Source organism: Saccharopolyspora sp. NPDC050642 (assembly GCF_040654735.1).
Lineage (GTDB): Bacteria > Actinomycetota > Actinomycetes > Mycobacteriales > Pseudonocardiaceae > Saccharopolyspora > Saccharopolyspora elongata.
In genome coordinates this window covers 18,056-44,086 of the sequence record NZ_JBFAIN010000002.1, presented here as the reverse complement: position 1 = coordinate 44,086, position 26,031 = coordinate 18,056, and the positions used below count along the sequence as shown (strand labels likewise).

Sequence of the window (26,031 nt, the reverse complement as noted above, 5' to 3'; positions counted from 1 at the left end):
CTTGCTCCAGGAAATGCTCGCCGGCCTGATCGCCGCGGTCGCCTACGGGGTGATCGGCGTGGCGATGATGGCGCTCGGCTACGTGCTCGTCGACCTGGCCACGCCGGGCAAGCTCCGCGACCTGATCTGGGTCCAGCGCAACCCGAACGCGGCGTTGCTGCTGGTCTCCGGCCTGATCGGGGTCGGGATCATCCTGACCACCGCGATCGTGGGCAGCGCCGACGACCTGATCGCCGGGCTGATCGACACCCTCGTCTTCGGTCTCCTCGGGCTCATCCTGATGAGCCTGTCGTTCCTGCTGATCGACGCGGTCACGCCCGGCAAGCTCGGCGACGAGCTCTCCTCCCCGAACATGCACCCGGCGACCTGGGTGTCGGCGACGACGCACGTGGTGATCGCGGTGATCATCGCCGCCTCGATCTGGTGAGCCGCGCGTGTCGGTGAGCGCCGAGCCCGCCGCCGAGCCCGCCGTTCCGGTCAAGCCGCGCGGCCGGGTCGCCCGGACCGCGGTGCTGGTGGCCGTCTTCATCTGCGCCGCCTGCGGTCTGGTCTACGAGCTAGCGCTGGTCGCGCTCGGCAGCTACCTGATCGGCGACACCGTCGGCCAGGCGTCGATCGTGCTGTCGCTGATGGTGTTCGCGATGGGCGTCGGCGCGCTCGCCGCGAAACCCCTGCAGCGCTGGGCGGCTCCGGCGTTCGCGGGCATCGAGCTGCTGCTCGCGCTGCTCGGTGGGGTCAGCGTGCTCGGGCTGTACGCCGCGTTCGCGTGGCTGAGCCTGTACATGCCCGCGCTGATCGCCACCGCGCTCGTGCTCGGCGTGCTGATCGGCGCGGAGATCCCGCTGCTGATGGTGCTGCTGCAGCGGATCCGGCGGCAGGACGCGGGTTCCGCGGTCGCCGACCTGTTCGCGGCCGACTACGTCGGCGGCCTCGTCGGCGGGCTGGCGTTCCCGTTCCTGCTGCTGCCGCTGTTCGGGCAGGTGCAGGGCGCGTTGCTGGTCGGCATGGTCAACGCCGCCGCCGGCATCGGGCTGGTGCTGACCGTCTTCCGCCGCGAGCTCTCCAAGCGCGCGACGTTGCTGCTGACCGGGGCGACCGTGCTGGTCGGCGGCGTGCTCGTCGGGGCTTACGCGTTCGCCGACGACTTCGAGGTCACCGCGCGCCAGGCGCTGTACGCGGACCCCGTGGTGCATTCGGAGCGCACGCCGTACCAGGACGTCGTGCTGACCGAGTCGGTTTCGTTGAACGGGAACAGCGACACCCGGCTGTACCTCAACGGAGACCTGCAGTTCAGCTCGATGGACGAGTACCGGTACCACGAGGCGCTGGTGCACCCGGCGATGGCCGGGCCGCGGGAGCGGGTGCTCGTGCTGGGCGGCGGCGACGGCCTGGCGCTGCGCGAGGTGCTGCGGTACCCGGATGTCCGCGAGGCCACGCTGGTGGACCTCGACCCGGCGGTGCTGGAGCTGGCGCGCACCGACCCCCGAGTGTCCACTTTGAACCAGGACGCCTTCGCGGACCCGCGGGTGCGGGCGATCGCGGCGGACGCCTTCAGCTGGCTGCGGGACAACCGCGAACGCTACGACGTGGTGCTCGTGGACATGCCCGACGCGGACTCCACGGCGACGGCGAAGCTGTACTCGACGGAGTTCTACGGCCTGGTCCGGCACGCGATGTCGGACAACGCGCGAGTGGTGGTGCAGGCGGGGTCGCCGTTCTTCGCGCCGAAGGCGTTCTGGTGCATCGAGTCGACGATGAGGTCGGCGGGCCTGAACACGGTCCCGTACCAGATCGCGATGCCCAGCTTCGGCGAATGGGGCTTCCACCTGGCCAACGTGACCTCGGGTTCCGCCCCAGACTCGGCAGTTTCAATTGAAACTGCCGACGACCGCACGACGGGCGGACCCTCGATAGCCGCGTCCGGCCGGACACCGCTCGCCTCGCCCGGGGCTCCGCCGCTGCGGCTCCCGGCCGACGCCCCGCCGCTGCGGTCCCTGGATGCGGCGACGCTGCAAGCGGCGGCGACGTTTTCGCCGGACCGCACCAGGATCCCGGGCCTGGAACCGTCGACCCTGATGCACCCGACGATCCTCGAGTACGCCCAGGGGGAGTGGGCGAACTACTGACCCACCAGGCCGAGGAGATTTCCGATTTCAGGCGAAGTCGGGAAGCCCCGTGCCTGACGTCGGTGGCGGTTTCGCGTGAAACCGGCCCTTGCGTCCCCCCACGGCGCGGGGTCTGCGGTCAGGTGTGGTCGAAGCGGCGTTGGCTTCCACCACGTCGTCGGCTCGGGCCGCTATCCGGTGGATCAGGTGTTGGAGCGGATCTGCCAGGTCACAGCCGAGGGGCGTCAGCTCGTAGCTGACCTTGGGCGGGCTCGACGGCTCCACCGTGCGCTCGATCAGCCCGTCGCGCACGAGGACGCGGAGCGTCTGCGACAGCATCTTCTCGCTGATCCCGCCGATCTTCGCGCGCAGCCGGGAGAACCGCATCGGGCCGTCCCGCAGCGAGGCCATGGCCGTCGAGGCCGCCGGATCCCGCGCCGTCGCCGTCCCGGGGACGCCGGCGATGCCGACGACATGGCGCGGGTGGTCGACCGGGTCGCCGACGAGTTCGGCGACGTGGACGTGCTGGTGTGCAACGTCATCCGGGTGAACATCGTGGCGCCCGGATTCGTGCCCACCGCTGCCAACGCCGGTGCGCAGCAGCAGGCGATGATCGACGAGACCGGGGCGCGCACGCCGCTGGGCCGGGTCGCCGGGACCGAGGACGTGGCCGCCGCGATCGTCGCCTACGCCAGCGACCTCACCAGGCACGTCACCGGCGGCTACACCGCCGTGGACGGCGGCCTGTCCGGGACGTGATCAGCGCGATCACGGGCCGAACCAGCGCTCCTCCGCCGAGCGGGGCGGGGCCGAGGTGGCGCCGGTGATCAGCTGGGTTTCCAGCTGGATGTGGCGGGGGCGGCCCGGCTCGCTGGCCTCCAGCAGCAGGCGCCCGGCCGCGCGGCCCTTCTCCAGCCACGGCTGGCGCACCGTCGTCAGGCCCGCCCGCTCCGCGTCCGGGATGCCGTCGAAGCCCGTGATGGTCAGGTCCTCCGGCACCCGCAGGCCGCGGTTGCGGGCCTCGCTCAGCGCGCCGAGCGCGAGGATGTCCGAGGTGCACACGATGGCGGTGATCTCGGGGTCGATCTCCAGCAGCTGCGCCGCCGCCGACGCCCCGGAGGCCGTGGTGTGGTCGAAGCGCTCCACCACCGGCACCTTCGTCCAGTCCACGCCCGCCTCGCTGAACACCTCGGCCAGCGCGGTCAGCCTGGCCTTCTGCACGTGGAAGCTGGCGTTGGCCTGCCGCTGCACCGACGCGGGCCCGTCGTTGCGGCCCCGGGCCAGGCGCATGCACAGCACGCCGATGCGGCGGTGCCCTAGTCCGATCAGGTGGTCGGCGACGCTCTTGATGGCCTTCCCGTCGTCCGGGCCGACCCAGTCCAGGTTGTCCAGGCGCGGCTGGTCGCAGACCACCACCGGGACGGGTCGTTCGAGCACCGCGGCCAGGTGCGGGTCGTCCTCGGGGACGGAGTACACGACGAAGCCGTCGACGCCGGCGCGGTGGACCGAGGCGACGTCCTCGCGCTCCGGGCTCGCCGGGATCAGCAGCAGGCCCTGACCGGCGTCTTCGCAGGCCAGCGCGAGTCCTTCGAGGAAGCCGACGGCGCCCGGGTCGCGGAACGCGTAGGAGAGGTTCTCGGTGAGCAGCAGGCCGACGGCGCCCGCCTTCCTGGTCCGCAACGACCTCGCGACCGGATCCGGCCCCGGGTAGCCGAGTCGGCGAGCGGTCTCCAGGACTCGCTTGCGCAGCTCCGGGGAGAGCTGGTCCGGACGGTTGTACGCGTTGGAAACCGTCGTCCGGGAGACCCCGAGTTCTGCAGCGAGCGATGCGAGCGTCGCAGGCCGCCGGGCATTCGTTGACCGCGCCATGGAGGAACCGTAACGGTTCAGTACCCCTCGGTGAAGTGAGCATGATGCAGATCCCACCTACGTTCGAATCATGAACACGGAGCGACGCAGAGTGATCACGCTCCGAGTTGGTTCATTCGAGGGGCTGACCCCGAGCCATTTTGCGGTTACGTTTTCATGACCGATTCCGTGAAAGGTGTCACAGATGGCTGAGGTTGCTTACGTCAACGCCTCGCGCGTTTACCAGGGGAGTCCACCGGTCCGGGCGGTGGACAAGCTCGCCTTGGACATCGCCGATGGTGAGTTCCTGGTGCTGGTGGGGCCGTCGGGGTCCGGCAAGTCGACGGCGTTGCGGATGCTGGCCGGGCTGGAGGACGTCGACGAGGGCGGCATCACCATCGGTGGCAACGATGTCACCAACACCCCGCCGAAGTCGCGGGACATCGCGATGGTGTTCCAGTCCTACGCCCTGTACCCGCACATGACGGTCGCGGAGAACATGGGCTTCGCGCTGAAGCTGCGCAAGACGCCCAAGGGTGTCATCAAGGAGAAGGTCACCGAGGCCGCGCGGATGCTGGACCTCGAGAAGTACCTGGACCGCAAGCCCAAGGCGCTCTCCGGCGGTCAGCGGCAGCGGGTCGCGATGGGTCGCGCGATCGTCCGCGAGCCCAGCGTGTTCCTGATGGACGAGCCGCTGTCCAACCTCGACGCCAAGCTTCGGGTGGAGACCCGCGCGAACATCGCGGCGCTGCAGAAGCGGCTGGGCACCACCACGATCTACGTCACCCACGACCAGGTCGAGGCGATGACGATGGGGCACCGCGTCGCGGTGCTCAAGGACGGGCTGCTGCAGCAGTGCGCCAGCCCGCGCGAGCTGTACGAGAACCCGGCCAACGCCTTCGTCGCCGGCTTCATCGGATCGCCCGCGATGAACCTCAAGACGGTGCCGCTGACCAGCGACGGCGCGGTGCTCGACGGCGCCACGATCCCGCTGCCGCGCGAGGCCGTGGCCGCCGCGGGCGACCTCAAGGAGATCACCTTCGGCGTGCGCCCCGAAGCGCTGTCGCTGACCTCCAGCGAGGACGACGGCATGGCCATGACCGTCGAGCTGGTCGAGGAGCTCGGCGCCGACGCGCTCATCCACGGCGCCATCGACGTCAACGGCTCGCAGGAGCGCTTCGTCGTCCGCGCCGACGGCCGCACCCCGCCCGCGCTCGGCCAGCAGGTCAAGGTCGCCCTGCGCGACCACAGTGAGATCCACCTCTTCCACCCCGAGACCGGAGATCGCCTGGTCGCCTGATCGCGAACCGATCGTGGCTGCTCAGGCCGCTACCGCCGGTCGCGGCCCCCATGCCGACGCCCCCGCTGGTCCTGGCGGGGGCGTCGTTGTGTGCGCAACAGGAATAACCCGGTCGGTGGAGTGTTGTGCGGAGACGTGCTTAGACTGTAGTTGACAACGGTTTCCGTTACCGTTCGCAGTTAGCCGTCAGTCTGCTGCGCAAGGGGCCTATCGCCGAGGAGTGCAACCGATGACCGTCCGCAGCCGCTCTGCTGCCACCGCCTTAGCCGGCCTCGCCGCCACCGCCATCGCCCTGACCGCCTGCGGCACCGGCGAGCAGGCAGCCGGCGGCGACAAGATCAAGGTCGTCGCCTCCACCAGCGCGTGGGCCAGCGTCGTGCAGGCGATCGGCGGCGACGACATCGAGGTCGAGGCGATCATCAGCGACCCCAACGCGGACCCGCACTCCTACGAGAGCACCCCGCAGGACGCCGCGAAGGTCACCGACGCGGACCTGGTCGTGTTCAACGGCGGCGGATACGACGAGTTCATGGAGAAGATCCTCGGCAGCAGCGGCCAGGGCAAGCCCGTCATCGAGGCCGTCAAGGACGAGCACGAGGGCGAGCCCGCGGGTGAGCACGGCGGCCACGAGGAGCACGGGCACGAGGGCCACGACCACTCGGCGAACGAGCACGTCTGGTACGACCTGCACGTCGTGCAGCAGGTGGCCGCCCAGGTCAACGCCGAGCTGAGCAAGCTGCAGCCGGCCAAGGCCGAGCAGTTCGGCAAGGCCGCGGGCCACTTCGCTGAGGACATCGGCAAGCTGCAGGGGCGGGTCGGCGAGCTGGGCGACCAGAACCGGGGCAAGCCGGTGATCGTCACCGAGCCGGTCGCGCACTACCTGGTGGAAGCGGCGAGCCTGCAGGACATCACGCCGCCGGAGTTCGTCAAGGCCGTCGAGGCCGAGAGCGACCCGTCGGCGGCCGCGGTCGCCGCGATCCAGAACGCCGTGAACTCCAAGCAGGCCGCGGCGGTCATCTACAACCCGCAGACCGAATCGCCGGTCACCCGCAACGTGCGCAGTGCCGCCGAGCAGAATCAGATCCCGGTCGTGGAGATGACCGAGACCCTGCCGCAGGGCAAGACCTACGTGCAGTGGATGGACGCCCAGATCACGGCCCTGCAGGCCGCGCTGACCCAGAATCGCTGAGATATGACCGCCAAACCCGAGACCGAGACCGTCCTCGCGCCCACCGCCACGGCCCCCGCCGTGCGGCTGCGCGGCGCGGAGCTCTCCTACGGCCCCCGAGTCCTGTGGTCCGGCCTGGACCTGGACGTCGCGCCGGGGGAGTTCCTGGCCGTGCTCGGGCCGAACGGCTCCGGCAAGACGAGCCTCCTGCGCGTGCTGCTGGGCTTGCAGCAGCTTTCCGCGGGCAGCGTCGAGATCGCCGGCGGGCCGGCCCGCCGGGGCAGCAACCGGATCGGCTACATCCCGCAGCAGCGGGCGCTGGACGCGACCGTCATGGTGCGCGGTAGCGATCTCGTCGGTCTCGGGTTGGACGGTCACCACTGGGGCACGGGCCTGCGCGGCCGCCGCGAGCGCAAGCAGCGGGTCGCCGCGGCGCTGCGCGCGGTCGAGGCGACCGAGTACGCCCGGATGCCGCTGGGCCTGCTCTCCGGTGGCGAGCAGCAGCGGCTCCGGGTGGCGCAGGCACTGGTCAGCGATCCGGCGGTGCTGCTGTGCGACGAGCCGCTGCTGTCGCTGGACATCGCGCACCAGCGCAAGGTCAGCCGGCTGATCGCGAACCAGGCGCGGGAGGCCGGGGCCGCGGCCCTGTTCGTCACCCACGAGATCAACCCGGTGCTGCCGCTGGTCGACCGGGTCCTCTACCTGGTCGACGGCCGGTTCCGGATCGGCCCGCCGGACGAGGTGATGACCTCCGCGACGCTGTCCGAGCTGTACCGCACCGACGTCGAGGTCGCCCGCGTCGGCGGGCGGCTGGTGGTCGCCGGCACCGACGAGCACGAGCACGACCACCACGTGCAAGAGGCGGAAGAAGCGTGAACGCGATCATCGACGGGCTGGGCAAGATCCTGGACTTCTCGACCACGATCGACCTGCTCGGCTACCCGTTCGTCCAGCAGGCGCTGCTGGCCGCGGCGGCGCTCGGGCTGGTCTCCGGCTGCCTGGCGCCGCTGGTCGTCGCGCGGAAGATGTCCTTCGCCGTGCACGGCACGGCCGAGCTCGCGTTCACCGGTGCCGCTGCGGCGCTGCTGATCGGCGTGGGCGTCGGCGTCGGGGCGCTGGCCGGCGCCGTGGTCGCCGCGCTGCTGCTCGGGCTGCTGGGGCAGCGCGGGACCGAACGCGATTCGGTGATCGGCGCGATCCTGTCCTTCGGGCTCGGCGTCGGCGTGCTGCTGCTGTGGCTCAACCCGGAGCGGACCTCGAACAAGTTCAGCCTGCTGGTGGGGCAGATCGTCGGCGTCGATTCCGCGGACGTGCTGCTGCTGTCCGGATGTGCGGCGGCGGTCCTGGTCGTGCTGGCCTTCGTGTACCGGCCGCTGCTGTTCGCCAGCGTCGACCCGGACGTCGCGGCGGCCCGCGGTGTTCCGGCGCGGCTGCTGACGCCGCTGTTCGCGGTGCTGGTCGGCGTGGCGACCGCGCTCGGCGTCTACACCGTCGGCGCGTTGCTGGTGCTGGCGCTGATGGTGACGCCGGGAGCCGCGGCGGCGCGGGTGACCGCGAGCCCGGTGAAGGCGACGGTGCTGGCCGTCGTGTTCGCCGAGGTGGCGGTGCTGGGCGGCATCCTGCTGTCGCTGGCGCCGGGGGCGCCGGTGAGCGCCTTCGTCACGATCATCTCGTTCGTGATCTACCTGGTGTGCCGCGTGGTCGGCAACCGCCGACTCCGCCGCCTGTCCCGGACCCCGGCCACCGCCTGACCGCAGTTTCAATTGAAACTGCGGTGTGACGGCAGTTTCAATTGAAACTGCGGGTCGCGCAAGGAGCCCGAATGGCGGTGGGTCCGGGGTTGGCCGAAGCTGGCGGTCGTGCCTGGGAGCGGCCGGAATCGGGTCCTGATCAACCTGGCGACTTCGCTGGGCGCGGTGGTGGCGTGCACCGTCGTCTACTACCTCCTGCCGGTCGACCGGTTCGGGCTCGTCGGCACCGTGAACTCGGTCGTGCTGTTCGCGATCGGCCTGGTCGCGGTCTCCTCGCTGATCCTGTTCCAGGTGCGCCGGTTCCGGATCGGCGGCGCGCGCCACGGCAGTTCCATGGCCGGGGTGGCCGTGGCGTTGTACCTGGCAGTGCTGTTCTTCGCCGCTGTCTACTTCGGACTGTCCCGTCAGGATCCGGGCTCGATCGCGTCGTTGCGCACCAGGACCGACGCGCTCTACTTCTCGCTGACGATCACCAGCACCGTCGGCTTCGGCGACGTGCACGCGGAGTCCCAGGTCGCCCGCGCGGTCGCTTCGGTGCAGATGGCCTTCAACATCGGGTTCCTCGCCGTGGCCGTCGCCGTCATCCGGGCCAGGGCCGCCCGGCGGGACGACGCCTGAGCGATCGGTTTCAGTTGGTCAGGTGCCGCGCGTATTTCGCGCCGCTATGGCAGCACAACACACGCACGGGTGTTCACCAGCGGAAACCGTGCTTCAGGCGAGGCCGAGGTAGCGGCGTTCGTTGAACTGCTCGCCGACGCAGGAGGCCCCGAGGTCGTGGCCGATGCGCTCGATCACGTCCGCCAGCTCCAGCCGCGCCAGCCACGAGCGGGGCAGCACCGCCGTGCCGTGCCGGGCGCCGAGGATGCTGCCGGTCACGGCGGCGGTGGTGTCGCTGTTCCCGGAGTGGTTCACCGCCAGCCGCAGGGCGTCGGCGAACTGGTCGGGCTTGGGCATCGCGAGCGCGCAGTAGACGCCGATGGCCAGCGCCTCCGGGCCGATCCAGCCCTGACCGAGCCGCTCGATGTGCCCGACGTTCGCGCCCAGCCGTGCCAGCGTCGAAGCCTCCGCGAGGGCCGTGGCGGCCTCGCCGTCCTCGCGCAGCACGCGGCCCGCCGCCTGGTCCACCGCGGCGGGCAGCTTCCGCTCCTGGACGGCCACCAGGTGCACGATGAGCGACAGCGCCCCGGCCGAGGCCCAGCCGCCGACGCCGCCGTGGGTGAGCGCCGCGCATTGGCAGGCCAGCTGGTAGGCCATCTCCGCGGTGGGCGCGAAGCCGAGCGGCGCGCTGCGATCCACTCCGCCGCAGCCCTTGGAGGTGTTCCGCGGCCGGTCCGGCGTGCCGAGCTCGGGTTCCTGCAGCGCACGCAGGCTGGTCAGGCCGGGCGCCCGGCTGGCGTACAGCTCGGGCTCGGCGAGCAGGCCGGTCGCGCCGGGCTGCGGCTTGTTTTCCTGCTGGGTGGTCAACCACCGTCGGTAAGCGGCGGCGGTGGACTCGACCGGCCGCCAATTGCCGCCGTTGTTACCGGTGGTCCAGGCGTGCAGGTAACCCTCGCCGGTGAACAGCGCCAGCTGCGTGGCGTCGCCGAGCAAGGCCTGCGGCGGCGGTTCGGCCACGCCTGCCTGACCGAACTCGGCGCGGATGTCGTCCAGCTGCGCGTACTCGACCGGACTGCCGAGCGCATCGCCGAGCGCCCCGCCGAGCAGGCAGGCCACCGCGCGATCGACCACTGTGGACGGGGTCGGCACGGGTGCGGCTCTCCTTCCACAGTGTCCTCGTACGAGTGATCGCCGTGTCCAGACTTTACTTGGCGTATCCGGTCGCCGGGAGATGTTCACCGCAACAGCGGGCGTGGGCCGGACGCCGAGGGAGGAATCGGACATGGCTCCATTGGGGTGAATCGTCGGCCGGTGATCGACATGCGTTCGGGCGCGCCTCGTTACGGTGTGTCGGGTTTTGGGCGGCGGACCGGCCGCCGCGTGGGCTTTCCGGGGGTGTGGACTCGCCGTGCGCGGTACCCGAGACTGTCTGAAGGCTCAACAAACATGAGTGAGAGTCGGAATTGGAGATGATGGCGGGGCACGGCAGCTCGACCGAGGCACCGGGCGCGGGGTTCGAGTTCCGCCTGCTCGGCCCTCTTGAGGTGCGCGTCGACGGCAGCCCGCAACCGCTGGGCAGCGCCCCGGTCCGCGCGCTGCTGGCCTGCCTGCTGCTGGAACCGAACCAGGTCGTCTCGATGGACCGGCTGATCGACACGCTGTGGGAGCACGAGCCGCCGGCCAGCGCCCGGACCATCATCCACGGCTACGTCTCCCGGCTGCGCAAGCTCTTCGGCGCCGGCTCGGAATCGGCCGAGATCGTCACCCGCCCGCCCGGCTACCTGCTGCGGGTCGACAGCGACCGGATCGACGCGCACCGCGCGCGGGCGCTGATCAACCGCGCGCACGGCATGGAGCCGGCGGCGCGGTCGCGGATGCTGGCCGAGGCGCTGACGCTGTGGCGCGGCCCGGTGCTCTCCGACCTCGCCAGCAGCCGGCTGTACCGGATGGTCGCGCCGAACCTGGACGAGCTGCGGTTGCTGGCGCTGGAGGAGCGGGTCGCCGCAGACCTGGATCTCGGCAGGCACCACCAGCTGGTGCTGGAACTGTCCACCCTGGTCGACCGGAATCCGCTGCGGGAACGGCTCACCAGCCAGCTGATGCTGGCCCACTACCGCGCGGGGCACCGCGCCGAGGCGCAGGCCCGCTACCACGCCCTGCGCCACCGGCTGTCCCACGAGCTCGGCCTCGATCCCGGCCCCGAGCTGCGCGAACTCTACGAGAAGCTGCTCCGCGACGACCCGGCGCTGCGCAGCCCGCAGCGCCGACCGGAACCGGGGCCCGAGCTCAAGCGCCCGATCCCGGCGGAGCTGCCGCCGGCCCCGGCCGGATTCGTCGGCCGCCAGGGCGAACTCGCCGCGCTCGACGAGATGCTGGCGGAACGCGAACGCGGCTCCACCCTGCTCGCCGTGCTCACCGGCACCGCGGGCGTCGGCAAGAGCGCCCTCGCGCTGACCTGGGCGCACCGCGTCGAGCACGAGTTCCCCGACGGGCAGCTGTACGCATCGCTGCGCGGTTACGACTCGGAGCGCGAGCCGCTGACGCCCGGCGAGGTGCTGACCAGCATGCTCAAAGCGCTCGGTGTCGCGGCGAATGCGATCCCCGTCGAGCTGGACGACCGCACCGCGCTGTACCGGTCGCTGCTGGCCAAGCGCCGGGTGCTGGTGCTGCTGGACAACGCGCGGGACTCCGAGCAGGTGCGGCCGCTGTTGCCGGGCAGCGCCGAGTCGCTGGTGCTGGTCACCAGCAGGCGGCGGCTGGACGGGCTGGTGGTGCGCAGCGGGGCGCGGGTGCTGCCGCTGGAAACGCTGCCGACCGAGACCGCGATCGAGCTGCTCGACCGGGCGGGCGTGCCCGGCAAGTCGGCCTCCGAGCCGGCGGCCGCGGCCGCGCTGGCGGAGCTGTGCGGCGGGCTGCCGCTGGCGCTGCGGATCGCCGCCGCGCGGCTCGCGGCGAACCCGGCGCGCGGCGTGTCCGACCTGGTGCACGAGCTGACCGACGAGCGCAATCGGCTGCACGCGCTGGACATCGACGACGTCGACACCAGCGTCCGCCGCGCGTTCGACATCTCCTACCGCAGCCTGCACCCGGTGCACGCCGACACGTTCCGGCTGTTGGGGCTGGTGCCCGGCCACACCTTCACCTCGCACGCCGTCGCCGCGCTGTGCGGCACCGACGCGCCCAACGCGCAGCGCAGGCTGCGGGCCCTGGCGCTCGCGCACCTGGTCACCGAGGCCGAGCCGGACCGGTTCGGCATGCACGACCTGCTGCGCGTCTACGCCCGCGACCTGCTGGCCGAGCCGACCCCGGTCGACACCGAGGCCCTGCGCAGACTGCTGAACCACTACCTCGTCACGGCCGACCACGCGCGCCGCTTCCTCCGCCCGGCCCGGGACGACCTGGACTTCTCCAGCGGGCCCGAGGTGCCCCGGCCGGAGATCGCCGACCGGTCGCAGGCGCTGGAGTGGTTCGACGCGGAGTGGACGAACCTGGTCGCCGCCGTCCGCGCCGCGAACGCCGAGGGCATGCACGAGCTGGCCTGGCCGCTGGCCCGCCTGCAGTTCAACTACCTGATGGTGCGCTGCCCGTGGGAGGACTGGATCCGGATCTACCGCGACGGGCTCGACTCGGCCCGGGCGGTGGACGACCCGGCGGGCAAGGTGCTGATGCCGGCCGGCCTCGGGGTCGCGTACTCGCGGTCGGGCCGGCTGGACGCCGCGCTGGCGCACTACGACGAGTCGTACCAGGCCGCGGTGCGGACCGGCGATTCCGCGCGGTTGGCGATGACCCAGGTCAACATGGGCAGCGTGCTGTTCCGCCTGAAGCGCTACGAAGAGGCGAAAGTGCACTGCCAGGACGCGCTGAGGGTTTACCGTTCGCTGGGCGACCGGTACTTCGTGGCGGGGGCGCTGAACAACCTCGCCATGGTCGAGCAGGTCAACGGCGAGCTGGAGGAGGCGCTGGCGCACCTGCGCGAGGCCGAGGCGCTGTACCGGGACGCCGACGACCTGGAGACGCTGGCGATGGTGCTGAACAACTGCGGCGAGGTGAGCATCGAGCTGGGCCGGATCGCCGACGGCGAGCGGTTCCACCACGAGGCGCTGGACATGGCGCTGAAGTGCGGCTCCGCGATGCGGCAGGCGTCCGCGTACCTGGGCCTCGGCGACGCCGCCCGGTCCCGCGGCGACCTGGCGGTGGCCCGGACCCGCTGGGACACCGCACTGGCGATCTTCGAATCGGAGGGCTCGCCGCGCTCGACCGAGGTCCGCGCGCGGCTGGAAGACCTCTCCGCGGCCGCCTGCTGAGGGGCGTTTAGCCGACGTTTAGCGGCCGTGTAGCGCCCGCTGGGAACTTTCATCATGTGCGGATCAAGCCGTGCATGGTTCGCACACGGGCGGCTCTGGGGGGAGTCCAGGGGGGATTGTCGCCCGGTCGTCCCGGTCGGCACACGTGGCCGGCCGGGGCGGCCGCAAGGGGGGCTTGGCATTCGGGACGGGTTCATCCCGAATGGACGTGGGGGTGAGTGCGGGCTTTCGGCGCCAGGAGTGGGTGATCCTGCCGGAGGTCCGCACTTCGTCGTTCCGGGTATCTGGGGGTGTTCCGCCTGGTCGGGGCCGTGAGCACTTTGTGCCGCCATGGCGGCACAAAGTGCTCACGGCAGGTGTGACCAGGGGAAACGTTGTTCCGGAGCTCAGGCCGAGGGGTGCCCGGCGGTGAGCTTCTCCAGTTGGGGGCGCTTCGCGGTGCGGCCGTCGCCGCTGGACACGCCCCGCAGGCGGCGGCTGATCCACGGCGCGAGGTACTCGCGGGCCCAGCGGATGTCCTGAGCGCGCTGCTCCCGCCAGGGCATTTCGGGGACCGCGGGCCAGGGCTCGCGCCAGTCGGCGGCGACCGGGACGCCCAGCGCCTCGCAGGCGCGCAGGGCGACCCGCCGGTGGCCCGCCGCGGACAGGTGCAGCCGGTCTTCGCTCCAGGCCCGGTTGTCCCGCAGCACCCGCATCGACCACAGGTCCATCACGTAGCAGCCGTGCTTGTCGGCGATCGCCCGCAGGTGCGAGTTGTAGGTCCCGACCTTGCCGCGCACGTGCCGCAGCACCGGGGTGCCGCGGGTGTCGAAGCCGGTGCCGATCAGCACGTCGGCGCCGGTGGCCCGCAGCTCGCCGACCGCGGAGTCGAAGAGCTCCGCGACCGCGTCCGGGTTGCTGCCGGGGCGGATGATGTCGTTGCCGCCGGCGGTCAGGGCGACCAGCCCGGGCCGCAGCGCCACCGCCTGGGGCACCTGCTCGTCGACGATCTGGCGGATCAGCTTGCCGCGCACCGCGAGGTTGGCGTACCGCAGCTCGGGGTCGTGGGCGGTCAGGTGCTCGGCCAGCCGGTCCGCCCAGCCGCGGAAGCTCCCGTTCAGATCCGCGTCGGCGAGCCCCTCGGTGAAGCTGTCCCCCAGCGCGACGAAGCTGCCCCAGCGCGCCGAGCCGGCGTTGCGCTGCGATTCCATTGACTCTTTCCCTCCTGGTCCTTCCTCCCGCACGCGCGGTGACCGGAAACAAGATTGGCGCTCGAACGGCTACCTACGCCACCGTCGGTTCCGCACTAGTGATTAACGGCACTGAACGGTCTAGTATTTCTGTCCGATTCGCCCGGAAGCTGCTCGAACTTTGCGAATTTCGTTGCCGCACTGCACTTTTCCGGCGTCGCGGCAGCAACTGGGTGGCTGTTCCTCGAAACACCGATACGGGTGAACCTCAGCTGCTACTGTCCTTCGGCGGTAGCAGATGCAATGAGGGGGCCCGCGATGTTGCGATCGATGCAGGTGGCAGCTCGGCGTGCGTTCGGGGAGACGCCGCGCCGTCCGCCGTTTCGCGTCATCGCGGTCGGTTGAGTTGGGGAACGACAGCGTGCTCCGTTGCGTCGATTCCAGTGCGCCCGCGGTTCGGGTCCACCCGGACGTCGTGCGGCGCTGCAACCGTCCCGAATATCTGGGGGAATCGTGACGTCACCGCAGAATCCGGCGTCCGCGCCGGGGCCAGCGGGCTTCGACGCGCAACAGCGGGCAGCAAGCCCGGGAGGACGACGCCGTGCGGACGCGCCGATGCGCGGCTCGCTCGGCGGTGAGGTGCCGCCGGCACCGAGCGGGCCCCGGCCGCCCGCCCCGCGTCCGATGCGCCTCGATCTGCGCGGCGAGCTCGCCGCGCTGGCCGCCGAACCGCACCCGTTCGCGCTGTGGCAGCGCGCCGAGCAGCTGCCCGATCGCTTCGAGCACGACCAGCGCCGGCCGCCCCAAGACGCCAGGCCGGCGCCGGACCGGCCCGAAGCGCCGAAGACGCCGGGCGGCGGATTGGCGCTCTCCGGTGACCTCGGCGGACTCGACGTGCCGCCGGGACGCCCGGAACCGCCGGCCGAGCTGTCCGGCTCGCTCGGCCCCGAGCCGATCGAAGAACCGCAGCGCCCGACCGGGTTCAGCGGCGGCCTCAGCGGCTCGCTGCAGGACGACCCGCTGAGCGGCCCGCTGCCATCGATCCACGACGGCCTGGTGGGTGGCCCGCCGCCGCAGGCAGGACCGCCGAGCGGCCCGCCGCCGCAAGCGGGACCGCCGCGTCACGACCTCCCGCCGACCGGGCCGGACGGCCCGCCGCGCCGACGCGACTCCGGCCCGCTGCCGCAGCAGGGACCGCCGAGCGGCCCGCTGCCGCAGGACGGGCTGCTGGCGCCCGAGCCGGATGCTCTGGGGTCCGGCGCTCCGCCGTTCGACGGACCGTCGCCGCAGGTCGGCGGGCGACGGCATGACGTTCCGCCGCCAGGCCGGGATGGTCTGCCGCCCCACGATGGGCCGATGTCCGGGCCGGACGGGTTGCCGCCGAGGCACGACGCCGGCCCGCCGAGCGGTCCGCAGCCACAAGTCGGCCCGCCGAGCGGTCCGCTGCCGCAGGCTGGACCGCCGCGCCACGACCTCCCGCCGGCGGGGCCGGACGGGCCGCCGCCCCACGATGGGCCGATCGACGGATTGCCGCCGCGACCCGACGCCGCTCCGATGGGTGCGCCGCCGCAGGTGGGACCGCCGAGCGGCCCGCTGCCGCAGGCCGGTCCGCTGAGCGGTCCGCCGCCGCAGGCTCCGCCGCGTCACGACGCTCCGCTGGACGGTCCGCCGCCGCGCCACGACGCCGGTCCGGGCAGCGGCCCGCTGCCGCAGGCCGGTCCGCCCTGGCAGGACGGCCCTCCGCCCGGCCCGCTGCCGCTGGACGGCCCGCCTCCGCAGCCCGGCCCGCTGCCGCTGGACGGCCCGCCTCCGCAGCCCGGCCCGCAGAGCGGCCCGCTGCCGCAGGCCGCTCCGCTCAGCGGTCCGCCGCCGCAGGCTCCGCCGCGGCCCGACGCCCCACCGCTCGCGCCTGACGGCGCGCCGCGGCACGAGGCTCCCGGTCCCCGGCTCGCCGGGCCGCCGCCCTCCGGGCCGCCGCCCGTCGACGGTCCGCCGGTGGCCGAACCGCGTCCTCCTGCTCCGCAGGGTCCGCCGTCGCCTCCGGCCGGCAACCCGTCGCTGGGTGGTCCGCCGCCGCGGCCTCCGGTCGCTCCCGGGCCGCCGCCCGAGGGGCCGCCGAGCGGTCCGATGCCGCAGGCCGGGCGCCCGGTCGGGCCGCCACCCGCGCGGCCGGACGGCCCGCCGAACGCTCCGATGCCGGTCAACGCCGGCCCGCCGCCGGCTCCGCAGGCGCCACCGCGCCCGCCGGAGCCGCAGCCGGAGTCGCCTCGACCGCCCGAGCAGCGGCGTCCCGTGCCCGCGCGGGCGCCGAAGCTCACGCAGCGCGCCGACGGCGGGTTCGGGCCGATGGGATCGTCCGGCACCTGGAGCGGGGCCTCGTCGTCCCGGGCCGGTTACGGCCGGAACATGACCTGGTCGGCCGACGACTTCAAGGAGGAGCGCCGGGAGGACGACGACCTGCGCGCCGGCGCCGGCTACAAGCCGGGCGAGAGCGGTAGCGGCGCGGTGCCGCAGTTCCTGGTCGAAGCCGACGAACTCTTCGAGGAGGACGACGGCGGGAGCCGCCTCGTCGCCCCGCCGGTGCTGGGCGAAGCCCCGTCCAGCTACCGGGACTTCTAGGGATTGTTCGATGTGGCTCGCGCCGCGGGTGGAACGAACGCCTGCGGTGCGGGCCGAGTCCCGCGCCGCCTGCGACGCTGATCTCAGCGCCGGCCGGTGCACCCCGACTCGAAATGAGCTGTGATGGTCGAGACGATCACCCTGTCGATCCCCGCGGTCGACCTGCTCGGTGAGCAGCTGAACCTCACCGTGCGGCAGTACCCGTTCGAGCTCCCGCGCGTCGGTGAGGCCGCGGAGGACCGCAACCGGCTGGCCGCCCAGGTGTGGCAGGAGCTGGAGTCGACCGGCCTGGCCCGCAACGGCCGCCCGGAGCCCGAGGTCGAGGACGCGCTGTACCTGCTGTGCAGCTCCGAGGTGTCGATCGCGGCCGCCGGGCTGCTGGACGTGCGCGCCGGGCAGCGGCTGGCCGCGCGGGTCGTGGCGACCGGCGAGGTCGGGGTGGTCGGCGTGCTCGACGGCCGGGGGCTGCGGATGAGCTTCCTGGCGCCGGACACCCTGCCCCGGGTGTGCGCCGAGCTGCTGCCCGACGCCCCGCCCGGCAGCGGCGGCGAGGTGCGCGCGGTGGCCGATCGCAGCCACGGCCACCCGACCGACGCCGACATCGACGGGCTGGCCGAACTGCGCTCGATCACCTCGGGGCAGAAGTTCCGGCTCGGGCACTTCGTCGTCGGCGGCGCCCGGCGCGGCGGGCCGCGCGGCCGGATCCCGAACCTGATCTGGTTCGACAACGATCGGGGCCGCTACTCGCTGCAGGGCGAGCGCGCCGACGGCCAGGACGTCGTCACCTGCCGCCCGGCGGACAAGCCCCGCATCGCCGGCCAGCTCGCCGCCCTCCTCGACCGGGCCCGCCGGGGGATCGGCTGAAACGCCTCGTCGGGGAGTCGCTTGCCACTGGTGGGTGCGGACCGGGTGTTGGTTAGGGCAGGCTGGGTTCCGTGACGCAGGACCGGCAGGCGGAGATCGCGGCGGACCGCGACGACCGCGATTCGTTCATGCGGCTGCTCGGCGGCCGCACCAGCGCGATCGACGCGAGCCTGCCGCCCATCGCGTTCGGCGCCGGGTGGTTCCTCGGCGGCGAGTCGATCGCCATCGGCGGCGGCGCGGCGGTGGTGGTGGGCGCGCTGATCGCCGGGTGGCGGCTGCGCGGGGGAGCCCGGCCGCTGGCGGTGCTGATCAGCCTGCTCGCGGTCCTGCTCGGCGCGCTGATCGCGCTGTACACCGGGGATGCCGCGGACTTCTTCCTGCCCAGGTTGGTGACCAACGCGCTCAGCGCGCTCGCCTGGATGACCAGCATCGCGATCCGCTGGCCGCTGCTCGGCGTGGTGGTCGCCACGGCCCTCGGCCAGGCCCGGCGGTGGCGCCGCGACCCGGTGCTGCTGCGGGCGTACAGCCGGGCGAGCTGGGTCTGGGTCGGCCAGTACGTGGTGCGGCTGGTGGTGTTCATCCCGCTGTGGCTGCTGGGCTTCACCGGCGCGCTGACCATCGCGCAGGTCGTGCTGACCTGGCCGCTGGTGGCGGTGTGCGTGGCGGCGAGCTGGTGGGTGATGCGGCGGTCCCTGCCGCCGGAACACCCGGGACTGCGGCATCCGCAGTCGTGACCGCTCGGCCGGAGGAGCAGAATGCGCTCATGTCTCTCGGCAGCGTGATCACCGCGATAGTCACCCCGTTCGACGACGAGCTGCGCGTCGACGAAGCCGCCTTCCTGGACCTGTTCCGCCACCTGATCGACCACGGCTCGGACGGCATCGTGGTCTGCGGGACGACCGGCGAGGCGCCCACGCTCACCGACGAGGAGCACCTGCGGCTCATCGAACTCGCCTGCGCCGAGCGCCCGGCGGGCGCCACGGTGATCGCTTCGACCGGGTCGAACAACACCGCGCACGCCTGCGAGATGACGGAGCGGGCGACCGAGCTCGGCGCCGACGCGGTGCTTTCGGTGACGCCGTACTACAACCGGCCCAACCGCCGCGGCCTCGTCCGGCACTTCACCGAGATCGCGCGGGCGACGGACAAGCCGGTGGTGCTCTACAACGTGCCGTCGCGGATCGGCCTGTCGCTGACGCCCGACCTGCTCGCGGAGCTCGCCCAGGTCGAGAACATCGACTACGTCAAGCAGGCGGACAACGCCGCGCTCGCCCAGATCGACGGCCTCGGCCTGTACGCGGGCAACGACGACGGCTTCGCCGCGGCCCTGGACCTCGGTGGTCTCGGCGGCATCCTGGTGGCCAGCCACCTGGTGGGCCCGCAGATGCGGCGGATGGTCGACGAGCCGGAGCGCCGGGCGGAGATCGACGCCTCCCTGAAGCCGCTGTACGCCGCGCTGTCGACGACCACCAACCCGATCCCGGTCAAGGCGGCCCTGAACCTGGTCGGCCACCGGGTCGGCGGGGTCCGGCTGCCGCTGGTGGACGCGGACGAGGCGGAGCTGGCGGCGATCCGCAAGGGCCTCCAGGAGGTCGGCCTCGCCTGAGGCGGACTGGACTTCGATTTCAATGGAAATTGCGGACCTTCGGCGTGTCACACCCCGACACGCCGAAGGCTGTGGACAACGTCCGCAATTTCAATGGAAATCGGACCTTCGATTTCCATTGAAATTGCGGCACTCACGGCTCTCGGGAGCCGCTGGTAGCCCTGCCGAGCAGGCGTTCGTGGAGGGTCTTCGGGTCTTCCGCGAGGTCCAGGGCCGCTAGCCAGGCCGCTCCGGCTTCGCCCGGGCCCGCCGTGCGCTGGGTTTGGAAGCCCCGGGCCGACAGCGTGCCGCGCAGCGCCTCTCGGACCGGGTTGCCCGGCGTTACCAGGCCGCCTGCCAGCACGATCGTCCTGGATTCGCCGTGGCAGCGGGTCGCCGCCGCGGTGTCGGCCAGGACTTGGGCGGCGCGCCGGACGATGTCGGCCGCCGTTTCGTCGGTGGCCGCGGTCACCAGCGGCGCCAGCTCCGCGAGGCGGATCGGTGGGGCCGCGTTCACCGCGCTGATCAGTTCCCTGCGCTGCGCGTCCGGCGCGTCCGGCAGGAGCCGGTCGCGCACTGCCGCCGTGAGGCCGTGCAGCGGCTCGCCGCGGTCCAGCGCGCGCAGCGCGGCTCGCACCGCTTCGCGGCCCAGCCAGAACGCCGAGCCCTCGTCGCCGAGCAGCCAGCCGTGACCGCCTATGGTCGCGACCATCCGGTGCTGCTCGATGCGGGCCGCGATGGCGCCCGTGCCCGCGATCAGCACCGTGCCGTCGGAATCCGGCGTGCCCGCCGCGAAGGCCACCTCGCAGTCGCTGATCGCTCGCCACGGGCTCCGCAGGCCCAGCCCGGACCACGTGCGGTCGAACAGCGCGCCGAACCCGGGATCGGCCATCTTGCTGACCCCGGCCATGCCGATCACGCAGTTGCGCACCGCCGCCGGATCGATCCCGGCGAGCGCCGCCCGCGCGGCATCGGCGATCTGCCGCGCCGCCTGCTCGGGCGGATGCGAATTCGGGTTGCCGCCGGCCGCTTCGCCGCGGCCCAGCACCCGGCCGGACAGGTCGCTGACGAGCGCCCGGCTGCTGGTTCCGCCGATGTCGAGGCCGAGTACGAGCGCCGCTTCGTCGCCGTGCATCCGCCCTTTCTACCCGCCGCGGCCGCGCACCGTGGCCAGCGCGACCAAAACCGGCCAGGACCTTCTCGCCAACCCCTGGCATCCGGCGTGGCGAGCGGCTATACATCGAGGCGTTGCTTGATCAGTCGGGGAGCTGGAGCATGGACGACCTTGCCGGGTCACGTCGAATGTCCGATTTGGACGGTGCGGGCCGTCGCGGCGCGAGCGGGGCAGCTCGATGACCGTCGACACCCACCACCACCTGTGGGACCTCGACGTCCGGGACCAACCGTGGATCGTCGGCGAGGCGATGGAGCCGCTGCGCCGCGACTTCCGGCCCGCCGACCTGCAGGCCGCGCTGAAGGGTTCCGGCGTGACCGCCACGGTGCTGGTGCAGACCGCCGCCGACCCGGACGAGACGCCGGAGATGCTGGTGCTGGCCGACACCGTGGACCGCATCGCGGCGGTGGTCGGCTGGGTCGACCTGACCGCGCGGGACGCCCGCGAGCGGATCGGCCGCCTGCAGGCGCACCCGTCCGGCGGCTGGCTGAAGGGCATCCGGCACCAGGTCGAGGACGAGCCGGACCCGGACTGGCTGATCCGCCCGGAGGTGCTCAACGGGCTGGCCGCGGTCGAGGACGCCGGGCTGGTGTACGAGCTGCTGGTCCGGCCGCACCAGCTGCCGGCCGCGATCAAGGCCGTCGGGCAGTTCCCGCAGCTGACCTTCGTGCTCGACCACTGCGCGAAACCGCCCGTGGCCACCGGTGAGCTGGAGCCGTGGGCGAGCCGCATCCGGGCGCTGGCCGCCCACCCGAACGTGGTGTGCAAGCTGTCCGGTCTGGTCACCGAGGACGACTGGGCCCGGCAACCTGATCCGGTGAGGCTTGCGCCTTACGTGGACGTGGTGCTGGAGGCGTTCGGGCCGGGCCGGCTGATGTTCGGTTCGGATTGGCCGGTGTGCCTGCTCGCCGCCGACTACGGGCAGGTCATGGGCGTGACCCGGCAGCTGATCGCCGGGCTCGACGATCGGCAGCGCGCGGCGGTGTTCGGTGCGACGGCGCGCGAGGTGTACGGCTTTTAGGGTCTTTGGACTCTGCCGTTCGGCTCGCCCCGAGGCTTGCGGCGTGCTCCGTTCGGCGTAACCTGACGGTGCCCGTCTCACCCCGCCCCCTCGGTGAGGCGGGCTTTTACTCGCGCGGCAGTGGGATGTCGTCGCTCAGCGCGACCGCGCCGGAGAAGCGAACGGCCCGTTCGCTCCGGTAGGTGGAGTGAACGGGCCGTTCGCTTCGAAAACGCCGTCGATCACCGGGTGCGGGTGACCTTCTTCAGGCCGCGCGGGCTGTCCGGGTCGAAGCCCCGGGCCAGCGCCAGCCCGAGTGCCAGCTGCTGGACCGGCAGGACCTCCAGCACCGGCGCCAGCTCCTCGGCGCAGGCGGGCACCGGGATGCGGTGCGACGCGTGCACCTCCGAGGCCGCCGAGCCGATCGCGCAGATGTCCGCGCCGCGCTCGTGGACCACGTCGAGCACCTCGCGCATCGCGTCACCGCCGCGCCCGTTGCTGCACAGCGCGAGCACCGCGGTGTCGGTGTCGACCGCCGCGACCGGGCCGTGCAGCAGGTCGGCGCCGCTGTAGGCGCGGGCCGAGAGGTAGCTGGTCTCGGCGAGCTTCAGCGCCGCCTCGGCGGCGGTGGCCAGCGAGTAGCCGCGCCCCGTGGTGACCATCCGCTCCGCGAAGCGGTACCGGCGCACCGCGTCGTCCACCACCTTCTGGCCGGCGTCCAGGGCGGTCGCGGCCAGCTCGGGGATCGGCTCGGCGTCCGCGCCGGTCCCGCCGCGCACCGCGTCGACGAGCAGGTACAGGGCGAGCAGCGTCGCGCTGTAGGTCTTGGTCGCGGCCACCGCCTGCTCGCGGCCCGCCCGGATGTCCACCGACAGCTCGGCAGCGGAGTTCAGCGGCGAGTCGGCGGTGTTGGTGACCGCGACCGTCAGCGCGCCGCGCTTGCGGCCGGACTCGGTGACCTCCAGCAGGTCCGGGGACCCGCCGCTCTGGCTGACCGACACCAGCAGCACGTCGGTCAGGTCCGGCTGTGCGCCGTAGAGCGTGGTCGTCGACGGCGACGTCAGCCCGACGGGCATTTCGAGCAGGACTTCCAGCAGGTACTTCGCGTAGAGCGCGGCGTGGTCGCTGGAGCCGCGGGCGGCCAGCAGCGCGAAGCGCGGTCGGCGTTCCGCGATCTTCGCGGCCACCTCGGCGATCGCGTCCCGGCCGGCCAGCAGGTCGGCGAAGATCGCGGGCTGCTGGCTGATCTCGTCGGTCATGTGGCGACCGGGGGTGGCGGTCATCGGGTCCATCCCTTCAGGTTAGGTCTAGACCAATCTTACTCAGCCCTTGACGGCGCCCGCAGTGACGCCCGACACCATCTTCCGCTGAACCGCCAGGAAGAACACGAGGACGGGCAGCGTGAACAGGGTCGCGGACGCCATAGTGGCGCCCCAGTCGGTGCCGAACGCGTTCTGGAAGCTCTGCAGGAACACCGGCAGCGTCTGGAGGTCCTGGGAACGCATGAAGATCAGCGCGTACAGGAACTCGTTCCACGCGGTGATGAAAGCGAACACCGAGGTGGCCACCAAGCCCGGCCCCAGCAGCGGCAGCGTGACGCGGCGGAACGCCTCGGCCCGCCCGCAGCCGTCCACCATGGCGGCCTCCTCCAGATCCATCGGGATCCCGTCGATGAAGCCGCGCAGCGACCAGATGGTGAACGGCAGCGTCGTGACCCAGTAGACCAGGATCAGCGACGGCAGCTTGTTCAGCAGCCCGAGATCCCGCATGAACAGGAACATCGGCACCATCAGCGCCTCGAACGGCACCATCTGCGCGACCAGCACCAGCATCAGGAAGCCCTTGCGGCCGCGGAACCGGAACCGGCTCATCGCCAGCGCCGCCAGGGTGCCCGCGACCAGCGAGCACGCCACCGCGGTGAGCGTGACCAGCAGGCTGTTGCCCAGGTAGCGCAGGAAGTCCGAGCCGAACAGCGCGGTCGCGTAGTTCTGCAGCGTGACCGCGCTCGGCACCAGGTCGTAGGACGTGGACAGCACTTCGCCGCGCGGCTTGAACGAGCTGGCGAACATCCAGTACGTCGGGAACACGAAGATCACCGCGATGGCCAGTGCCAGCGCGGACAACCCGATCCGGCGGATCCTCACAGCTCCACCTCCTGAGAGCGCAGCAGCAGGCGCAGGTACTGGGCGCAGACCACGACGAGCACGAGCACCATCAGCACGCTGACCGCGGCGGCGGCGCCGAAGTGCTTGCCCGCGATGCCTTCGAGGTACTGCATGACCGGCAGCGTCGTGCTCCCGCCGCTCGGGCCGCCCTCGCGCATCGCCCACACCTGCGAGAACACCTTGAAGTCCCACAGCACCGACAGGAACGTCACGATCATCAGCACCGGCTTGAGCTGCGGCCAGGTGATCGCGGTGAACGTCTGCCAGCCGCTGGCGCCGTCGATCCCGGCCGATTCGTAGAGGTCCTTGGGCACCCCGAGCAGCGCGGCGTACAGCGTCATCGCCACGAACGGCACGGCCTGCCAGGTGATCAGGATGCCGACCACGGTCAGCGTGCTCGCGCCGGTGGCGAACCAGGAGTGCCCGGCGAAGGAGTCGAAGCCGAGCAGCACCAGCGTCTTGTTCAGGATCCCGTACTGCTGGTCGAAGATCCACTGGAACACCGTGGTCGCGGCCAGCTGCGGCACGGCCCACGCGAGCAGCAGGCTGACCTGCAGCACCACTCGCGGAACCACCGGCACGTGCTTCATCAGCAGCGCCAGCAGCAGTGCCGTCAGCACGGTGGCCGCCACGATGGACGAGGTGAACACCACGGTCCGGAGCGTGACGGTCCAGAACTCGGGGTTGCCGAGGATCTGCGCGTAGTTGTCGAAGCCGATCCAGGTGAACTCGCCACGGGTGAGCTCACCGAGGTCGAGCTTGCGGAAGCTGGTCACGACCACGTTCACCGCGGGCCAGCCGAGCAGTGCGATCAGCGCGAGCACCGCGGGAGCGAGCAGCAGGTACGGCATCGCTTCCCGGACTCGCGGGCGGCGCCGAGCGCCGGGCACCACGGGCGAACCCGCGGTGCCCGGCGCCGGGCGGGTGTGCGTAGCGGTCATGATCAGTTGTTCGCCGCCAGCAATCGGGTGATCTTGTCGTTCGCCTCCAAGGTGGCGTCGACGACCGTCTTCTGGCCGGTCAGCACGGCCGTCATCATGTCCTTGAGCGGGTTCTGCCCGGACTCGATGGCCGCCCACTGCGGCACCGGCGGCGGCACCTTGCCGTCCTTCGAGGCGACGGCCATCGCGGCGCTGACCGGGTTCTTCTCCAGCGCGCTGGTGTCCTGCGAGGCGCCCGGCACGACGCCGCTGTCGGCGAGCTTGGTCTGGTACTTCTGGCTGGTCAGCAGCTTCAGCCAGTCCTTGGCGGCGTCGGCGTCGGCGCTGCCGCCCGGGATCGCCAGGTTGGAGCCGCCGAGGAACACCGGCGCGGTCTTGCCCGGGAACTTCGACGGGATCGGGAAGGCGCTGGACAGCTCGGCGATCGCCGGGTTGGTCTTCGCGGCGGTCTGCACCTCCCACGGCAGCGCGATCATCATCGCGACCTTGCCCTTGGCGTACACCTCGGCCTGCTGCGGCTCGGCCTCGTCGGTGTCGGCCGGGGCGGACGTGGCCGACGTCTTGACCAGCTGCTGGTAGAACTCGACGCCCTCGCGGGTCTGCGCGGTGTCCAGCGCGCCCTTGTACTCCGCGCCCTGGCCGGTCGCGATGTCACCGCCGGAGTCCCAGATGAACGACAGCAGCGCGTACCAGGACTGGCCCGGCAGGTAGAGCGACTGGAAGTCGGGGTCCGCGCCGTGGGTCTGCTCCAGCTTGGTGATCGTGGCGAGCAGCTCGTCGCGGTTCGTCGGCAGCTGGGTGATGCCCGCCTGCTGGAACAGCTCCTTGTTGTAGACGACGACGCGGTTGGCGGCGTAGAACGGCACGGCGTACTGCTTGCCCTCCCACGCGCCCGACTCGGCCAGCGCGGGAACCCACTGCGACTTGCCCATGCCGTCGGCGTCGGCGGTGAGGTCCAGCAGCGTGCCCTCGGAGGAGAACTGCGCGGTCTGGCTGTTGCCGAGTTCGATCACGTCCGGCGGGTCGTTGCTGGTCAGAGCGGTGGTCAGGCGGTCCTGGATGCCGTTCCACTGCTGGATCTGGTAGTCCACCTTCATGCCCGGGTGGCTCTGCTCGAACTCCTTGTTGAGCTCTTCGATCAGTACGTCGGGCGCCGAGCCGTCCATCAGCCAGACGGTCAGCTTGTTGTCGCTCGCGCCGGCTCCGCCGCCGCAACCAGCGAGGGTCAACGACAGCGCGGCTGCTGCCGCGAGCGCCTTCCAGGTCTTCAACATTCGCCCCTTCCTCCGCACCGGCGCGGAGCCGCGTGTGCTCGCCATCAGGGCCGGGCACCCGCCTATCTTTGGTGTAGACCAATGCGATGAAGATTGTGGTGCGGGGCACGCGATGTCAAGACTTTTCGGCGCTACTGTTCAGGCACGCATAAGGCTGGCTTGATCTT

General features: G+C 71.9%; 23 protein-coding genes. 14 read left to right on the top strand and 9 right to left on the bottom strand.

The features are described 5' to 3' along the window. Position 1: 1 nt before the first annotated feature. Complete coding sequence (locus AB0H93_RS03900) at positions 2-427, top strand: DUF350 domain-containing protein (protein ID WP_358567018.1); 426 nt, start codon at positions 2-4, stop codon at positions 425-427. A gap of 7 nt (positions 428-434) precedes the next feature. Continuing rightward, positions 435-2,126 carry a polyamine aminopropyltransferase gene (locus AB0H93_RS03895; RefSeq protein WP_358567016.1) on the top strand — a complete coding sequence of 564 codons (1,692 nt, stop codon included), beginning with the start codon at positions 435-437 and terminating at the stop codon, positions 2,124-2,126. 27 nt (positions 2,127-2,153) lie between these two features. On the opposite strand, the gene AB0H93_RS03890 is transcribed toward AB0H93_RS03895, so the two are convergent. Continuing rightward, entirely contained in the window at positions 2,154-2,516 is a 363-nt protein-coding gene (locus AB0H93_RS03890; RefSeq protein WP_358567013.1) for a helix-turn-helix domain-containing protein, read from the bottom strand. A 63-nt stretch (positions 2,517-2,579) separates the two neighbouring features. Between AB0H93_RS03890 and AB0H93_RS03885 the strand changes: the two genes are divergently transcribed. Next, positions 2,580-2,864: an SDR family oxidoreductase gene (locus AB0H93_RS03885; protein WP_358567010.1), complete on the top strand. Its 285-nt coding sequence runs from the start codon at positions 2,580-2,582 to the stop codon at positions 2,862-2,864. A gap of 9 nt (positions 2,865-2,873) precedes the next feature. On the opposite strand, the gene AB0H93_RS03880 is transcribed toward AB0H93_RS03885, so the two are convergent. Beyond that, positions 2,874-3,974: a LacI family DNA-binding transcriptional regulator gene (locus AB0H93_RS03880; protein WP_132487085.1), complete on the bottom strand. Its 1,101-nt coding sequence runs from the start codon at positions 3,972-3,974 to the stop codon at positions 2,874-2,876. A gap of 184 nt (positions 3,975-4,158) precedes the next feature. On the opposite strand from AB0H93_RS03880, the gene ugpC reads away from it, so the two are divergent. The 5 genes from ugpC (at position 4,159) to AB0H93_RS03855 (ending at position 8,790) form a co-directional block, all read left to right on the top strand. Then, positions 4,159-5,253: a sn-glycerol-3-phosphate ABC transporter ATP-binding protein UgpC gene (gene ugpC, locus AB0H93_RS03875; protein WP_132487087.1), complete on the top strand. Its 1,095-nt coding sequence runs from the start codon at positions 4,159-4,161 to the stop codon at positions 5,251-5,253. A gap of 229 nt (positions 5,254-5,482) precedes the next feature. Beyond that, positions 5,483-6,442 (top strand): zinc ABC transporter substrate-binding protein, encoded by a 960-nt coding sequence (locus AB0H93_RS03870; RefSeq protein ID WP_358567007.1) that lies wholly within the window; start codon positions 5,483-5,485, stop codon positions 6,440-6,442. Between the two features lie 3 nt (positions 6,443-6,445). Continuing rightward, a complete protein-coding gene (locus AB0H93_RS03865) occupies positions 6,446-7,297 on the top strand; it encodes a metal ABC transporter ATP-binding protein (RefSeq protein WP_358567004.1) in 852 nt (283 codons plus the stop codon). Further along, positions 7,294-8,172 (top strand): metal ABC transporter permease, encoded by an 879-nt coding sequence (locus AB0H93_RS03860; protein ID WP_358567001.1) that lies wholly within the window; start codon positions 7,294-7,296, stop codon positions 8,170-8,172. The genes AB0H93_RS03865 and AB0H93_RS03860 overlap by 4 nt, the downstream gene beginning before the upstream one ends. Positions 8,173-8,280: 108 nt before the next feature. Further along, entirely contained in the window at positions 8,281-8,790 is a 510-nt protein-coding gene (locus AB0H93_RS03855; protein ID WP_358566998.1) for an ion channel, read from the top strand. A 93-nt stretch (positions 8,791-8,883) separates the two neighbouring features. Here the strand turns inward: AB0H93_RS03855 and AB0H93_RS03850 are convergent, their stop codons facing one another. After that, positions 8,884-9,918 carry an ADP-ribosylglycohydrolase family protein gene (locus tag AB0H93_RS03850; protein ID WP_358566995.1) on the bottom strand — a complete coding sequence of 345 codons (1,035 nt, stop codon included), beginning with the start codon at positions 9,916-9,918 and terminating at the stop codon, positions 8,884-8,886. 320 nt (positions 9,919-10,238) lie between these two features. Between AB0H93_RS03850 and AB0H93_RS03845 the strand changes: the two genes are divergently transcribed. Beyond that, positions 10,239-13,073: a BTAD domain-containing putative transcriptional regulator gene (locus tag AB0H93_RS03845; protein ID WP_358566992.1), complete on the top strand. Its 2,835-nt coding sequence runs from the start codon at positions 10,239-10,241 to the stop codon at positions 13,071-13,073. Positions 13,074-13,459: 386 nt separating this feature from the next. On the opposite strand, the gene AB0H93_RS03840 is transcribed toward AB0H93_RS03845, so the two are convergent. Then, positions 13,460-14,263 (bottom strand): SGNH/GDSL hydrolase family protein, encoded by an 804-nt coding sequence (locus AB0H93_RS03840; RefSeq protein ID WP_358566989.1) that lies wholly within the window; start codon positions 14,261-14,263, stop codon positions 13,460-13,462. Between the two features lie 594 nt (positions 14,264-14,857). On the opposite strand from AB0H93_RS03840, the gene AB0H93_RS03835 reads away from it, so the two are divergent. The 4 genes from AB0H93_RS03835 (at position 14,858) to dapA (ending at position 19,331) form a co-directional block, all read left to right on the top strand. After that, a complete protein-coding gene (locus AB0H93_RS03835; protein WP_358566986.1) occupies positions 14,858-16,861 on the top strand; it encodes a hypothetical protein in 2,004 nt (667 codons plus the stop codon). Positions 16,862-16,984: 123 nt separating this feature from the next. Further along, on the top strand, positions 16,985-17,725 hold the full coding sequence (locus tag AB0H93_RS03830; protein WP_358566983.1) for an ESX secretion-associated protein EspG: 741 nt from the start codon (positions 16,985-16,987) through the stop codon (positions 17,723-17,725). 71 nt (positions 17,726-17,796) lie between these two features. Then, positions 17,797-18,459, top strand: coding sequence for a DUF3159 domain-containing protein (locus AB0H93_RS03825; protein WP_358566980.1), 663 nt, complete (start codon positions 17,797-17,799; stop codon positions 18,457-18,459). Between the two features lie 29 nt (positions 18,460-18,488). Beyond that, the gene (gene dapA / locus AB0H93_RS03820) at positions 18,489-19,331 is read left to right on the top strand and encodes a 4-hydroxy-tetrahydrodipicolinate synthase (RefSeq protein WP_358566977.1); all 843 of its coding nucleotides are present in this window, start codon (positions 18,489-18,491) and stop codon (positions 19,329-19,331) included. Positions 19,332-19,464: 133 nt separating this feature from the next. Here the strand turns inward: dapA and AB0H93_RS03815 are convergent, their stop codons facing one another. Next, positions 19,465-20,445 (bottom strand): BadF/BadG/BcrA/BcrD ATPase family protein, encoded by a 981-nt coding sequence (locus tag AB0H93_RS03815; protein ID WP_358566974.1) that lies wholly within the window; start codon positions 20,443-20,445, stop codon positions 19,465-19,467. 217 nt (positions 20,446-20,662) lie between these two features. Here AB0H93_RS03815 and AB0H93_RS03810 point away from each other — a divergent pair, with 217 nt between their 5' ends. Beyond that, positions 20,663-21,505, top strand: a complete 843-nt coding sequence (locus AB0H93_RS03810; protein WP_358566971.1) for an amidohydrolase family protein — start codon at positions 20,663-20,665, stop codon at positions 21,503-21,505. A 221-nt stretch (positions 21,506-21,726) separates the two neighbouring features. Here the strand turns inward: AB0H93_RS03810 and AB0H93_RS03805 are convergent, their stop codons facing one another. From AB0H93_RS03805 to AB0H93_RS03790, 4 genes are all read right to left on the bottom strand, one after another. Continuing rightward, positions 21,727-22,776, bottom strand: coding sequence for an SIS domain-containing protein (locus AB0H93_RS03805; RefSeq protein WP_358566968.1), 1,050 nt, complete (start codon positions 22,774-22,776; stop codon positions 21,727-21,729). 30 nt (positions 22,777-22,806) lie between these two features. After that, positions 22,807-23,628, bottom strand: a complete 822-nt coding sequence (locus tag AB0H93_RS03800; protein WP_132487115.1) for a carbohydrate ABC transporter permease — start codon at positions 23,626-23,628, stop codon at positions 22,807-22,809. Beyond that, complete coding sequence (locus tag AB0H93_RS03795; RefSeq protein WP_358568429.1) at positions 23,625-24,500, bottom strand: sugar ABC transporter permease; 876 nt, start codon at positions 24,498-24,500, stop codon at positions 23,625-23,627. The genes AB0H93_RS03800 and AB0H93_RS03795 overlap by 4 nt, the downstream gene beginning before the upstream one ends. A gap of 92 nt (positions 24,501-24,592) precedes the next feature. Beyond that, positions 24,593-25,861, bottom strand: a complete 1,269-nt coding sequence (locus AB0H93_RS03790) for a sugar ABC transporter substrate-binding protein (protein ID WP_358568426.1) — start codon at positions 25,859-25,861, stop codon at positions 24,593-24,595. Positions 25,862-26,031 lie beyond the last annotated feature (170 nt).